At 61.9% G+C, this 14,241-nt stretch carries 12 protein-coding genes; 7 read left to right on the top strand and 5 right to left on the bottom strand.

All coding sequences use genetic code 11. From position 1 onward, the window contains the following. Positions 1–193 precede the first annotated feature (193 nt). Together HK107_RS07535 and HK107_RS07530 are read left to right on the top strand one after the other, a co-directional pair. Positions 194–1,768: a DUF1800 domain-containing protein gene (locus tag HK107_RS07535; protein WP_173198180.1), complete on the top strand. Its 1,575-nt coding sequence runs from the start codon at positions 194–196 to the stop codon at positions 1,766–1,768. A 9-nt stretch (positions 1,769–1,777) separates the two neighbouring features. Then, on the top strand, positions 1,778–3,160 hold the full coding sequence (locus tag HK107_RS07530; RefSeq protein ID WP_173198178.1) for a DUF1501 domain-containing protein: 1,383 nt from the start codon (positions 1,778–1,780) through the stop codon (positions 3,158–3,160). A 297-nt stretch (positions 3,161–3,457) separates the two neighbouring features. Here the strand turns inward: HK107_RS07530 and bglX are convergent, their stop codons facing one another. Both bglX and HK107_RS07520 read right to left on the bottom strand, forming a co-directional pair. Next, complete coding sequence (gene bglX, locus HK107_RS07525) at positions 3,458–5,707, bottom strand: beta-glucosidase BglX (protein WP_173198176.1); 2,250 nt, start codon at positions 5,705–5,707, stop codon at positions 3,458–3,460. A 157-nt stretch (positions 5,708–5,864) separates the two neighbouring features. Then, positions 5,865–6,626 carry a LytR/AlgR family response regulator transcription factor gene (locus tag HK107_RS07520; protein ID WP_173198174.1) on the bottom strand — a complete coding sequence of 254 codons (762 nt, stop codon included), beginning with the start codon at positions 6,624–6,626 and terminating at the stop codon, positions 5,865–5,867. Between the two features lie 86 nt (positions 6,627–6,712). Between HK107_RS07520 and HK107_RS07515 the strand changes: the two genes are divergently transcribed. The 5 genes from HK107_RS07515 to HK107_RS07495 all read left to right on the top strand — a co-directional run bounded on the left by HK107_RS07515 (position 6,713) and on the right by HK107_RS07495 (position 10,673). Further along, entirely contained in the window at positions 6,713–7,882 is a 1,170-nt protein-coding gene (locus tag HK107_RS07515; protein WP_173198172.1) for a sensor histidine kinase, read from the top strand. 24 nt (positions 7,883–7,906) lie between these two features. After that, a complete protein-coding gene (locus HK107_RS15980; protein WP_173198170.1) occupies positions 7,907–9,010 on the top strand; it encodes a two-component system sensor histidine kinase NtrB in 1,104 nt (367 codons plus the stop codon). Continuing rightward, positions 9,003–9,590 (top strand): response regulator transcription factor, encoded by a 588-nt coding sequence (locus tag HK107_RS07505; RefSeq protein WP_173198167.1) that lies wholly within the window; start codon positions 9,003–9,005, stop codon positions 9,588–9,590. The genes HK107_RS15980 and HK107_RS07505 overlap by 8 nt, the downstream gene beginning before the upstream one ends. Before the next feature lie 59 nt (positions 9,591–9,649). Next, entirely contained in the window at positions 9,650–10,027 is a 378-nt protein-coding gene (locus HK107_RS07500) for a response regulator (RefSeq protein ID WP_173198165.1), read from the top strand. 79 nt (positions 10,028–10,106) lie between these two features. Next, entirely contained in the window at positions 10,107–10,673 is a 567-nt protein-coding gene (locus tag HK107_RS07495; RefSeq protein ID WP_173198163.1) for a Crp/Fnr family transcriptional regulator, read from the top strand. On the opposite strand, the gene HK107_RS07490 is transcribed toward HK107_RS07495, so the two are convergent. Genes HK107_RS07490 through HK107_RS07480 form a run of 3 tightly spaced genes read right to left on the bottom strand, consistent with a single transcriptional unit; the run spans position 10,640 to position 14,188 of the window. Next, positions 10,640–11,050, bottom strand: coding sequence for a YbaN family protein (locus HK107_RS07490; RefSeq protein WP_173198161.1), 411 nt, complete (start codon positions 11,048–11,050; stop codon positions 10,640–10,642). The genes HK107_RS07495 and HK107_RS07490 overlap by 34 nt on opposite strands. Continuing rightward, complete coding sequence (locus tag HK107_RS07485; protein ID WP_173198159.1) at positions 11,043–12,605, bottom strand: ATP-binding cassette domain-containing protein; 1,563 nt, start codon at positions 12,603–12,605, stop codon at positions 11,043–11,045. Before HK107_RS07485 ends, HK107_RS07490 begins: the two co-directional genes overlap by 8 nt. After that, a complete protein-coding gene (locus tag HK107_RS07480) occupies positions 12,602–14,188 on the bottom strand; it encodes an ATP-binding cassette domain-containing protein (protein ID WP_173198157.1) in 1,587 nt (528 codons plus the stop codon). The genes HK107_RS07485 and HK107_RS07480 overlap by 4 nt, the downstream gene beginning before the upstream one ends. Between the last annotated feature and the right edge of the window lie 53 nt (positions 14,189–14,241).

Genomic DNA, 14,241 nt, shown 5'->3' with positions numbered 1-14,241 from the left:
ATTACTTCTGTGTACGGCCGCGATAACGCTGGCCGCCTGTATGCCTGAAGGATCAGGTCCTGATCCCGAACCAACACCACCGCCGACGAGCGGCGGTACGGATACTCCTCCTCCTCCTCCTCCGCCCCCTCCGCCTCCGCCTCCGCCTCCGCCGCCGGATCCAGAGCCGGAACCTGAGCCGCAGCCCGATCCCGTGTCGGAATACGAAGCTGTACGCTTCCTCCAGCAGGCAACGTTCGGTCCGTCGAAAGCGGACGTCGTAGAGCTTCAGGAGACCGGCATCGACGCCTGGATCGCTGATCAGGTAACGAAAGAACCTGTCCCCTATCTCGACCGGATGATCGAGGAATGGGAGATTGATCGGACCCGGGTCGACGAAGTCCAGGACCTGTTCTGGGAACGCGCCATTCACGGCGAAGATCAACTCCGTCAACGGATGGCCTTCGCGCTGTCTCAGATCGTCGTCATCTCGCTTCAGGATCAGCTTCTCAGCCCGAGGGTCCGTGAATACGGCGTGTACCTCGATGATCTTCAAGAGGAAGCTCTCGGCAACTACTGTCAGCTTGTTCGCAAGGTATCGCTGAGCCCGGTGATGGGGATCTACCTCTCGCATATGGGCAATAAGATGCGCGACAGCTCAACCGGTATCGAACCGGACGAGAATTTCGCCCGCGAGGTGATGCAGCTGTTCACAATCGGGCTCGAGATGCTTGATGAGCAGGGCCAGCCCCTCGGAGAAGAGACCTACGACATCAACGATATCTCAGGTCTCGCGAAGGTGTTCACCGGCCTCACTTGGGCAAATACACGTTTTGACCGCCCACAGATCACTGATGACAACCGGTACATCCCCATGGCGGGCTACCCTGAGTTCCACGAGCCAGGACCCAAGAGCTTCCTAGGTACAACGATTGATGTTGGAACGTCGCCAGTGGCGAGCGTTCAAGCAGCGCTCGACTTCCTGCTGACGCATCCCAATGTCGCTCCGTTTATCTCGAAGCAGCTCATTCAGAAGCTTGTGACATCCAATCCGTCTCCTGAGTATGTCGGACGCGTTGCCGAAGTCTTCAACGCAGGCTCCTTCGAGCTCGCAAATGGTCAGGTCATCGGCACAGGCCAACGCTGCGACATGGCTGCCGTCGCTGCTGCCATCCTGACGGATGAAGAGGCACAGAACACAGAGACGGGCGAACGTGAAGGGAAGCTCCGCTCTCCGCTGCTTCGTTTGGCGAATGTCGTTCGCTCATTCCGTGGAGAGCAGACCGTGTCGACCTCGGGGCCAATCCCCTATTCCGGTCGCCTTCGTTCGCTCGATCTCGACGGACGACTGGAGATGAACGCCTTCGCTTCGCCCGGTGTCTTCAATTTCTACCGCCCGGGCTTTGTTGAACCGGGCAGCGAGGCAGGCGACATGGGCCTTGTGACGCCGGAGTTTCAGACTCAGTCAACTGAAGCGATCATCGGCTACACGAAGGAAGTGGCTTCGTTTTACGCTGCGCCCGACTTGAGGAGTAATGGTCGGAACTTTGCGTTCACCTCAAGCATCGAGCCGCTGCGCGAACTGGCAAATGATCCGATGGCGCTGGCTACGGAAGCTGATCTCATCCTCACGGGCGGGAAGCTCCCTCAGGACGCACTGAGTGAGCTGGCCTCGATGATCGAGCTTGTCCGGATTGATCCGAATGCACCCGAGGAGGGAGAGTTCGACCGGATGCGCCTCGCGGTCGCAATGATCGCCACTTCACCTGAATTCTTGGTCCAGAACTAGGAGATGACGATGCTTTCACGCCGTTCCTTCCTCCACCGCTCCGCCGCCGCCATGGGTGCCACCGCACTTTCTCCGCTTGCCGCCCGTGCAAGTGTGGGAGGCGACTACAAAGCGCTTGTCTGCCTCCTGTTCGAAGGCGGTCTCGACAACCACGAGATGCTCATTGGATATGATCAGTCTTCGTACAATGACTGGTCCGGCTCGCGTAAGCTGATCATGGACGCTTTTGATGAAGCTGGCCTTGGAAGTACGCGGGAGCGCTCTGGCCTCGTGCCGCTAACCCCGCAAGCTGGCAACTCGTTCGGCACACGGCAGTTCGCAATGCCGCCAGAGGCCGCAGAACTCGCACAGCTCTTCAACGATGGCAAAATGGCCTTCGTTCCAAATGTTGGCACGTTGATTGAGCCAGTCAGCCGCCAGCAGGTGATGGACGGCTCCGCTATTCTCCCACCGCGACTTCAATCCCATAATGACCAAGAGTCGTATTGGCTTTCTTTGCAGACGGAGGGTTCCCAATACGGTTGGGGTGGACGCTTCCTCGATGCGACGAACGGTTCGGCTGGTTTCGGCGGCTTCTCCGCCAGTCGCCAATCCGTGTTCCTGTCCGGCCGTGAGAGCCGTCAGCTGCAGGTTCGCAACGGCAAAGCGCGGACAGCATTCGGCGCGACCGGTTCCGTCCTTGGTACAAGCGAGCTGCCTCCCAGGATCCGCGAGTGGTATGGCCGCGCTGGCGGCAGCGCACGCAACAACGTGCTGATGCGCGACATCATGGAGAAGCAAAGCCAAGCGATCGTCGACATGAACTTCGTCTCGCAATCGCTGAAAGGTGAGACGTTTGGCGATCAGGTTATCATTCCGGGCAACGGGTTGTCGGAACAATTTGCTGGCGTTGCCAACATGATCGCCCAACGCGAGGCGTTTGGCGTCAACCGCCAGATCTTTTTCGTCTCGATTGGCGGTTTTGATACCCACGCGAACCATGTTGACAGACTGCCCGACAAGATCCGAACCTTCTCCCAAGCCTTGAAGGCCTTCCAGGATGCTATCGACGGCGCTGGGCTCTCGCACAACGTCACCACCTTCACCACGTCGGATTTTGGCCGAACACTGACGAGTAACTCAACGGGTACAGATCATGGCTGGGGTAGTCATCACATGGTGATGGGTGGTGCGGTCAATGGTGGTGGCATCTATGGCGATGTTGCGCCCTATGTTGTTGATCACGATAGGGACTATCGCCGCGGCGCTCTGATCCCTGACACTGCTGTTGAGCAGTATGCGTCGGATCTTGGTCGCTGGTTCGGTATCAGCGAGGCAGACCTCGATACGATCCTGCCCAATCGCGGTAATTTTGACCGGCTTCCGCTCGGCTTCATCAACACCGCCGCCTAGGCAAAAAAGGGCCTCTGCGCCGCGGCTGAAAAACAGCCGGAGATCGCAGAGGCCAGTAAATGCAGGCCCGAACGGGACCCGCCAGGGGAGTTGTGTTGCTGCCAACTCCATCGCTTCGAAGGCCAACGAAGCTCAGGATCTGGCTGCAAATAACCGGCAAACGATGCTGCGGGGCTTAACTTCGAGCAAGCTGGTTTGCGGCGAGCCGTCCAATCGAAGCGGTGAGTGGGAACAGCGCGAGAATACGCCAAACCTTGCTGCGGCGCCGAACTCCAGGCGCCGCAGGGGTGCCATTTCCTACTCAGCCTTGTAATCGATGGTGGTTTTCAGCTCCGCAGCGGATGATCCGCCAACGAAGATGTCGAACGCGCCCGGCTCGGTCACGAAGCTGCCGTCACCCTTGTAGAAGCCAAGCTCGTCAGGGGTCAGCGTGAAGCTGACTGTCTTGGTCTTGCCCGGAGCAAGCTCGAACTTCTCAAAACCCTTCAGCTCGCGGATGGGACGTGCGACGGTGGCCGCGCGGTCCCAGATGTAGAGCTGGGCGACTTCCTGGCCTGCCATGTCTCCGGTGTTCCGAACACGGACGGAAACTTCGACATTCTCGCCGCGCTGGCGAGCGCGGAGCCTTGAATAGTCAAAGTCCGTGTAGCTGAGACCGTGACCGAACGGGTAAAGAGGGTCGTTGGTCATGTCGGTGTAGTGCTGCCAGAACACTTCCTTCTTCGGCCCCGGACGACCCGTGTTGAGTGCATTGTAGTAGATCGGCACCTGACCGACCGCGCGCGGGAAAGTCATCGGCAGTTTGCCGCTCGGATTGTAGGCGCCGGTCAGGATGCTGGCGACGGCGTTACCGCTTTCATGGCCGAGATGCCAGCCTTGGAAGATCGCCGGGACATTTTCATCAGCCCACGAAAGGTCCTGAGGGCGGCCACCCATGACCCAGAGGATCGTGTTCGGGTTCGCTTCGTGGACGGCCTCGAGGAGCTCTTGTTGTACGCCAGGAAGCTTGATGCCTGCGCGGCTCCTGCCCTCCCCGCTCATCAGTGCCGTTTCGCCCAAGACGAGGACGACCTTGTCGGCTGCTGCCGCGGCCTTCACCGCGTCATCGAAGCCAGAGCGGTCTTCCATGTTGATGGTCAGCTCATCACCGAAACCTGCGTCGCCAATCTGGACCTTCGCGCCTTCCACGTAAGTGTACGGAAAGTCGATGGCGTCGAGGCCCTCGAGGACCGAGACTGCGGACTTCGCCTCTGCCTGAGCGCGCCAGTTGCCGATCGGCGCGTCCTTGTCAGCGGCCAGTGCGCCGATGATCACAACATCGTCGTCGGTGGAGAGCGGCAGAAGATCGCCCTCGTTTTTCAGAAGCACAACAGACGCTTCCGCCATCTTGCGGGCAGCCATGACATGTTCTTCCGCCATGAGAAGCGCCTCTTCACGGCCCTCATCAATGTAGCGGTAGGGGTCGTCAAAGAGGCCGAGCTCATACTTGACCGTCAGCACACGGCGGACTGCGTCGTCGATCAGCGCTTCATCGACGGCGCCTGTCTCGACGAGACCTTCGAGGTGGTCACGGAAAACGTAGGACTCCATGTCCATGTCCGAGCCTGCGATGATGGCGAGCTTGGCTGCATCTTCGCGGTCAGCAGCGAAGCCGTGGTCGATCATCTCAACGGCCGAGCCCCAGTCGGAAACGACAAAGCCGTCAAAGCCCCACTCACCCTTGAGGATGTCGCGTTGCATCCATTCGTCACCGGTCGCCGGAACACCGTTCACCGTGTTGAAGGCGTTCATCACGGTACGGACGTTCGCGCGCTCAATGGCTGCCTTGAACGGCGGGAAGATGACGTTCCAGAGCGTCACCGTGCCGACTTCGGCGGCATTATAGTCCTTGCCGCTCTCCGCAAAGCCGTAGCCTGCAAAGTGCTTGGCGGTCGCAGCGATTGTCAGCGGGTCGGAAAGGTCATCGCCCTGGAAACCGTTGACCCTTGCCACAGCGATTTCAGAGCCAAGGAACGGGTCTTCGCCAGCACCTTCCATCACGCGGCCCCAGCGCGCATCGCGGCTGATGTCGATCATGGGTGCGAAGGTCCAGTTGAGGCCCTGGGCAGCGGCTTCACGGGCGGCGACACGCGCGCCCTCTTCGATCAGCTCCATGTCCCAGCTGGCCGCCTCAGCGAGAGGTAGGGGGAAGGATGTCCTATGCCCGTGAATCACGTCGTAGGCGAAGATCATCGGGATGCCGAGGCGAGAGTTCTCGACGGCGTATTCCTGGATTGTGCGGACTTGATCCGTACCGATCACATTCAACATAGAGCCGACGAGGCCTGATTCCACATGGCGGAACCGTTTTGCGACTTCGCTCTCCCCGGTGGGAGCGGAGCCTGTGACTTCCCATGCGGCGCTGTACTGGGTCAGCTGCCCGACTTTCTCCTCCATCGTCATTTCCGCGAGGAGCGCGTCCACCTTCTCTGCGATCGTGTCCTGAGCGATGGCGGCGTGGGCCAGGAGGCTTGTCGATGCGGCAGCTGCGGCTAGGAAAGTCTTCATCAGGTCTTCTCCCTTGGCGCCGGCGCCGATGGGGGCCATCGGTTCGGCGAGTGATTTCCAGACTAGGAATCTTGCCTCGAGGTCTGAAGCGCAAGGGGCCTTGCGGCAACCCGTCCTCTCGCAGCGGTGAGCTGGATTGTGCGCTGCAGCACGCGGATCAATCGCGGTCTGCGAGGGCCCTGACCGTGTCGCGATAGGTCCTGCTTGAACGGACGGTGACATCCCCTTCGAGCAGGATGGACGCCTCGCCCTTCGGGAGCATCTTGATCGCCTTGATGGCGCCGGAGGCGATGATGGCTGACCTGTGGACCCGGGCGAATTTCCCCGCGGCGAGCTTCTTCTGGAGCGAGGCCAGCGTCGCCCGCATCGCGAAATTCTTTCCTTCGCGGGTGTGGACGATCGAGTAGTCGCCAGCCGCCTCGACCCAGATCACCTCGCTCTCGGCGATGAAGTGGATGCGGCCGCCGTCAGGCACCTTGAGGATGGCGTCGGGCGCGACGGCGCGGTCCTGATCCTCGACCATCTGGGAGCCGTCTTCCTTGGACGCCACGATCGAGGCGTGAAGCCGCTCAGCCTTGTCGATCGCCCGGCGGACGCGGTCTTCCTCGATGGGTTTCACGATGTAATCGATCGCGTCGACGTCGAAGGCTTCGACTGCGTATTCAGCGTGGGCTGTGGCGAAAACGAGGAGCGGTTTGGGCTCCACGGTGATCTTTGAGATCACGTCGACACCGCTCATTTCAGGCATCTCGATGTCGAAGATGGCAAGGTCGATCCCGCCAGCGTTGATGCGTTCGAGCGCCTCACGCGCTGACAGGCATTTGGCCACGAGATCCACGCGGCGGATGCCCTCAAGGAGGGTCGCCATGAGTTCGAGCGCTGGCGGCTCGTCGTCGCAAATAAGGGTTCGCAGAGACATAGGCTGCCGAAGCTGCTAGCCATGTTGGACGGGAAAAGCGAGCCGCGGCAGGCAGGCAAGGCCAGCGGCTCCCCAAGGGTTGAGGCATGCTGACACCGAACCAGGTCATGGGATTCCTATCGGCGACGCGGCAGCGGACCTATTGGAGCCTGCAGGTCGCCGGTTGGGCGGGCTTCGCGCTATTCACCTTCCTGAGCCTTACCCTCTGGAATAATCCCGGCCAACTCGAAGCGACGACCCACACGGCGCTTCAGTCCCTCCTCGGCCTGATCGTCAGCCACGGCCTGCATCAGGTCGTGCGGCGGGCATGGGCCATGTCCCTACCGATGCAGACGGTCCTCAACACCGTCGCGACGGTGATCGCCGCGCTAATCTGGACGATGCTCCGTATCGTGACGTTCAGCTGGCTAACCGGGGAGACGGTGTTTGTCTCTGACTATGGCGGGTGGGCCTTCGCGTCGGGGATCGTCTTCGCCAGCTGGGTCTTCTGCTACTACGCAGCGCGCTACTACCGGCAGGCGCTGGTGACGCGGGAGAAGGTTGCGGAAGCGGAGAGAATGGCCCTGCGCGCCGAGGCTCGTGCCCACGAGGAAAGCGTGAAACGTCTGACTGCGGAAAGTCTCTATCAGGAGACGCGCCTTCGGATGCTGCACTATCAGATCAACCCGCACTTCCTCTTCAATGCCCTCAACTCGGTCAGCCATCTTGTCCGTGCGGGGGACAAGGAGAAAGCGACGACGATGATCTCGCGGATCGCGTCTTTCATGCGCGAGACCCTCGAAACCGGCGCTGAGATGGAACACAGCCTGCGTGACGAGGTGGCGCTTCTGGATCTCTATCTCGACATCGAGAAGGTCCGCTTCGGCGAAAGGCTGGTGACGGAGTTTGAGATCTCCGAGGCTGCGCTTGACGCCAGTGTTCCCTCGTTCATTCTCCAGCCGCTGTTCGAGAATGCGATGAAGTATGCGGTGGGCAGGACGCTCGCTCCCGTGACGCTCCGCCTTGAAGCGGATATCGAAGATGGCGCGCTCCGCGTGACGGTCTCCGACACTGGTCCGACGACGGAGCTTCCCGACAAGAGTGCTTCGGCGACATCGACGGGGATCGGGCTACGCAATGTCGAGCAGCGCCTGAGGTCAGTCTTTCAGGACGATGTGCGCATGGATCTTCGCGTCAATGATCCACAGGGTTTGGCGGTCGAGATCATTGTCCCTGCTACAGGCGTAGAGAGCACGCGGGACATGGTGGACGCCTGATGCGGGCGACCTTAGGAGAGACGGGTGTACGAAGAAGAACAGCTCAAGGCCCTGATCGAGACTGCCGTCGACGGCGTCCTGTCCATCACGCCCGACGGATGCGTGAAGCTCTACAACCGCGCGTCGGAGGCAATCTTTGGGTATAAGGCCGAGGAAGTCCTTGGGCAGAATATCTCGATGCTGATGCCGAGATCCATTGCCAGGGCCCATGATGGTTATCTCAGCGCCTATCTCTCTACTGGCGAAGCGAACATTATCGGCAAGGGGCGTAAGGTCGAAGGGCAGAGGAAGTCCGGCGAGGTTTTCCCAATGCACCTCTCCGTAGGCGAATTTTCCGCTGGGAGCGAGAGGCACTTTGTCGGCATCGTCAGGGACCTGAGCCACGAAGTCGCCGAGCAGGCCAAGACGCAAGGATTGCAGGAACAGCTCGAGCTGATCGGCAGGCACTCTGCTGTCAGTGAGATGGGCGCTGCGCTGGCCCATGAGCTGAACCAGCCACTGACAGCCATCGACCTCTTTCTCGCGGCGGCAGACCGTCAGCTCTCGGAGGACCCTGAGAAAGCCCGCGACATCTTCCAGCGGGTTCGTGACGAGGCCGCCCGGGCGGGCAACATCGTCCGGCGAATCCGTGAGATGGTCGAGCGCACCGATGGCGAGCGGACGCATTTCCTCCTGAGCGAAGTCATCGAGGGCGCCGTCGACCTCTGCCGCGTGGTTGACCGTTCAGGGACTGCGATCACAGCAACGCAAGTGCCTGCCGCCGTCCTCTTCGGTCAGCCGACGGAGATACGCATGATCCTCGTCAACCTCATCAAGAATGCCCTCGACGCGACCGAAGGACAGCAGACACGGCGCGTCCTCATCCGCAGCGAGGTCACCGATAAGGTGCGGGTGGAGGTCCTCGATAACGGTCCCGGCGTCTCGCTGGAAATTGCGGAGAGGCTGTTCGAGCCGTTCTCCTCGACCAAGGATGATGGCCTTGGGATAGGACTCTCCATATGCCGGACGATTGCCGAAGGGCATGGCGGACGGCTGATCAATCGGCCTAAGGAAGAAACAGAGGACGGGCTCGGCGGAGCCTGCTTCTCCCTGACCCTACCGCTGGCGGAGGAGGCTGGGCATGAATGAGATGCCGCGCATCGCAGTGATCGACGACGAAGCGAGCATCAGGGATGCTGCGCTTATGGTCCTGGAAAGCGCGGGGCATGAGGCGATTGCGTTCGAGAATGGCGACGCGTTCCTGAAAGACGGTGCGCAGCAATCATGGACCCTCGCCTTCCTCGACCTGAAGATGCCCGGAAGTGACGGCTTCGACGTTCTGGCCAGCCTTGGCGAAGGACGCGAAGCCCTGCCCTTCCCCATCGTGATGATCAGCGCCCATGCTGATGTGCAGGCTGCGGTTCGTGCGATGAAGCTTGGCGCCGCCAGTTTCATTGAAAAGCCCTTCTCCGCCGAGGACCTCTTAGGTGCCGTGGACGAGGTTCAGGGTGGTGACGAGACCCACGCAGCACCTGACGTTCTCGAACAGCTGACGCCGCGGGAACGGGAGGTGGCGGTGCACCTCAACGAAGGCATGACCAACAAGGAAGTGGCCCGCGCGCTCGACTGCTCCCCGCGGACGGTGGAGATCCACAGGGCCCGGGTGCTCAAGAAGCTCGAAGTGCGCAACGTCGCCGGACTGGTCCGCCTGATGAGCCGGATCGGCTGATCTTCCGAAGCTTGCGCGAGCGCAAAGCCCGATAGCGGATCGAGGCCTAGGCCGTTCGCATGTCACGGACCGCTGCCACCTTCCCTGCACGCACCGTCTTCATCATTGAAGACGACGCAGCGGTCCGCGACTCGCTCTGCATGGTCGTTCGCGGTGCAGGCTATGTCGTCCGTGACTTCCCCGAGGGCAGAGTGTTCCTTGATCAGGCCCGCCCGAGCTCAGGGGACGTTGTGATCCTCGACATCGACCTGCCGATGCTGAGCGGGGTCGACATCGTCGATGAGCTGCGCATCAGGGGTTGGATCTGTCCGATCCTCGTCATTTCCGGCCTGCGCGCGGCGGCTTTTTCCCAGGGCGTGGCGCAGATCGCGCCCTACCGGGCTTTCCGCAAGCCTCTCGACCACCGCGAGCTCCTGACCGCGCTTCACACCGCATAAGGACATCTACGTAAGGGGCCGTGCGGATTCCGCGTAGGTACCTCCTCGGGCAGTCTCTCATCATCAGATGGAGGCAGCCATGACAGTGAGCGTAATCGAATTCGGCAAGCGCCGCACGATCTTCGCAGCAGGCGACAAGGCGGGATCGCTCCCCAAGCTCATCAGTGGCGCAGCCATTCTGTATACGATTCTTCCCGACGGACGCCGGCAGGTGCTCGACCTCGCAGGCGCGGGCGACTTCCTTCACTTCGAAACAGGCGGAGAGCTCGACCACTTTGCCGAGGCCCTGACGCCCTGCGAAGTTGCGTTCTACGATGCAGAAGAGCTTCTCTCCGATGCGGACATGGCGGGTTTCCTTCTGGAGCAGATGCGCGACCGGCTCGGGTTCGAGCGGCGGCACATCACGCTTCTTTCCTGCAAATCCGCGACGGAGCGGCTGGCGGAGTTCATCGATCTTGCCGCTGACTGTCTGGGTGCGGAGAACGATGTGATGAACCTGCCGCTCACGCGCCAGCAGATCGCTGACTTCACCGGCTTGACCCTCGAAACGGTCAGCCGGACCTTTGCCCAGTGGCAGCGCGATGAGACCCTGACCAAGGTCTCCGCAGGGACCTACCGCCGGGGCGAGGCGCTCCTCGCGGCCTGACCGGGCTCGGGCCTGCGGCACAGCCAGAGCGCTACGCCGAGAAGAACGACCGCCATGACGCCCACGGCGACTGGCGGCATTCCTAGAAACGCAGCACTGACGACCGCCAAAGCCATACCAACGCTGGCGGCGATTTTACCTGAGCGGCTGATTTCTCCCCGCTCGAACCAAGCCCTGATCGGTGCGCCGAAGCGCGGGTGGTCGAGCAGCTTTGACGCCATCGGATCTTCGCCCTTGATGAGGAAGACCACGGCGAGGATCCACGGGCCGGTGGTCGGCAGGAGCGGCAGGAGGATACCTGCTGCGCCGATCGCCAGGCAGGCATAGCCAAGCGCCCGCCAGAAGAGCTTCGAGGACCGTTTCATCACGTCAACCATCGACCCTGATCTCCCTATGGGCAAGTTGGGCGAGCGCTTCGTCATGGGTGACGTAGACGACGACACGGTCGCGGAGCGCATCGAGGATGCGGGCGAGAATGCGGCGCGCCTGCTCCGGCCGGAGATGCTCGCCAGGTTCGTCGAGAAGGATCACCGGCTGCGGTGCGAGCATGGCGCGAGCAATGGCGAACCTCCTTGCCTCGCCTAGGGACAGGATCTCCTGGCTGATCATAGCGTCGAGCCCGCCTGCCTCGCGGATACGCGGGGTCAACTCGACCGCGTCGATTGCTGCGAGGAGCTCATGGTCCGGCGCGTCGGAGAACAGGTTCGCCCTTACGGTGGCTTTCCGGATCGCCGCGTCATGGAGCGAGAGGTGGGTTGCTCTGCGCGCCGCCTCTTCGCTGCCGAAGGGATGACGGGCTTCGGTCCATGGGAGCCAGCCTGCGAGCCGCTTGATGGCCGTTGTCTTTCCGCATCCGGAGGAACCGAGAATGGCCACTGGCTCTTCTTTTCGAAGGAGGAGATCCGCGCTCTCCGCCAGCTTCACCCCGTTGGGAGCGACAAAAGGAAGGCGGCACCGCTCGGGAAGCGGTGAGGCAGTGTCTTCCGGAGCGGGCTCGGCCTGCCAACTGCGAAGGCGGGTATCAGCCTCCTTCGCATCGGCAGCAGCGAGGAACTGGCGGGCAATCGGTGCCGCAAGCTCACCGAACGCCAGCCAGGAGAAGGCAAGGAAGAGGCTCGGCAGCATGTCGTGTCCGGACTTTCCCGCCATTGCAGCTGCGAGGAGGACTGAGGCAGCTGCCAAGACACCGAACAGACCGGCAGCTTGCTCCGCATGGATCATGCGGCGCTCGGCCTTGGCGAGGAGACGGGTTGCCCGCGCTTCTCTCTCGATGGCGTCCGACATGACGCGGTCGCGGCGGCCATCGGCCTCGAGGCCAGCGACGCTTCCCAGAGCGAGGCCAAATGCGAGCCCCGCTTTGCGGCGCTCTTCCCTTGCCTCTTCAGAGAACCGCCCCGCCCTGTCCGATGCATTCCGGACAAGGAGGATCACGCTCGCTGCAATGCCGAGAATGAAGGGTAACGCCAGAGGTTCCGCTGCAACGGCCACGATGCTGAGCGTCAGAAACGTGGCGCCACTGACGAACCACGGAAAGGTCGCGCGAAGTCTCGCATTGTCGCGGGTCTCCACGTCAGCGAGGAACGTGTCGAGCCTGTCGGCCCTTGCCAGCTGCCACCCTCCTGCGCGGGTGTCTGGAGCAGCAGCCATGCCTTCAAAGAGAGCACGGCGCGAGGATGCCTGGTCGTGGAGCGCGGCGTCATGGCCGACCATCCGCTCGCCATACTTGCCTGCTGTCCTCAGGAGCGCGAGGAGCCTGACGAGCGCTGCAGGCGCGTGGAAGTTGAAGGCGAACGCCATCGGCGTCAGTCCTGCAAGGGCTACAGCGCCGAGGAACCAGCTCGAAACGCCGACGAGAAGGATACCAGCGAAGCCTGTCACCAGAGCGATGATGAGGGCGATCCTCCAACGACTGTTGGTCAGCATACGGCTCATGCAAGCACCTCATTGGTCACGCTCATGTCGATGCGGAGCGAAGCACGGCGCGCCAGCTCTTCATCATGGGTCGCGGCGATGACGAGACGGTCCTTGGCGAGCTCTGCCAAGAAACTGCGCACAGCGCTGGCGCTCTTCTCATCGAGTTTGGCTGTTGGTTCGTCTGTGTAGAGAACGCTAGCGTCCGATGCCGCGGCAAAGGCGATGCCCAGGCGAAGCCGTTGGCCACCAGATAGCGCCGATGCGCCTTCGTCAATAGAGAAGGCAGGGTCAGAAAGGCGCGGATCCTGATCGAGGTTCAGGGCGGAGAGAATGGCATCTGCCTCCGGACCAAGGTGGTCGCGAAGGCGTCCGGCAGGCAGCCATGCGTCGGCGGCAGCCCACGCGATGTCGCCTTCAGGCTTGAAGACCTGCCCGCTTCTCGGCTGATCAACGCCGGAAAGCGCACGGAGCAAACTCGTCTTCCCGCAACCTGAGGCTCCGGTGATTGCAACGAGGCCTTTGGCCGGGAGGTCGAGATCTACCATGCCGATGCCCTGCTTGAGGACAAGGGAGCGCGCGGCGATGGCCTCTGCTGGCAAGCGAAGGGATTTCTGCTCCTCCTCCAAGCCGAGAGTGGCAAGCGCAGCGACTGCGACATCACCTTCAGCAGACTGATGGTAGAGCTCTGCATGGCGGCGGAGGGGCTGGAAGATCTCCGGCGCCAGAACGAGGATCGCAAGGCTCTGGCTCAAGGCGAGCCCCGTGAAGCCGGGGACATCGGCAAGACCAAGGTGGCCGAGACCCAGGAAGATCGCGAGCATGGCGATGCTGAGTGAGCTGAAGAAATCGAGCACGGCAGAGTTCAGAAACGCGACCCGCAACAGGCCAGCCGTCTCCCGGCGGTAGGCTTCAAGCTCCCCGCTCAGCGCTTCGCCTTCCTTGTCCACGGCGTGGTTGGCGAGGATCGACGGCAGGCAGCGCACCCGATCCGCGAATGCGCCTGCAAGGCGGGCGAGGCTTTCCTCCTGCCGGTCGGCCTTGGCCTTGGTCAGCCCACCAACAAATACGAAGAACAGGATCATGACGGGCAACGTCACCAGAAGGAGAAGCGCAGCCTGCCACGAGAAAAGCGCCATCAGGGCGATACCCATGAGCATGCCCGCACCACATGCCGCCTTCGACGCAGCGACTGAGACGAGCCGCTTCGCCGCAAGCCCCGGATGCCGGGCGAGGCGCGAGACGAGGTCGCCAGTGTCCCCCGCTTCGATCGCGGCAACAGACGCGCGAGCAGCATATCGCTGGATGATGTCCTGCCCGGCCTCTGCGGCCCTCTCTTCGAGGGAGACGCGCAACCGCTCACCCGCCAACCCGCTTCCCGCGGACAGAGCGAGACCGACGACGAGCATCGGCACGGCCCATGATGGAACAGAACCTGACATGGTCAGCCCTGCCGCCAGAAAGGCGAGGCTGAGGACCAAGGCCAGGCGCCCTGCCCGCGCGAGGAGCTGGAGCGCGACAAGCATGCGAATGCCTGACCGCACGCTGTCGGCGAGAGGATCGGCTTTCTTCGCTCGGGACACAGAACGGGCTCGCATAGCCATGGTTTGCATCGGTTTGCCCGGCTCAGCCTTGCGCCAGAGCAAGGTTTCCATCT

The organism is Parvularcula mediterranea (assembly GCF_013085255.1).
GTDB lineage: Bacteria > Pseudomonadota > Alphaproteobacteria > Caulobacterales > Parvularculaceae > Parvularcula > Parvularcula mediterranea.
The sequence above is the reverse complement of the archived record's forward strand: the minus strand, read 5'-3'. Positions and strand labels throughout refer to the sequence as shown.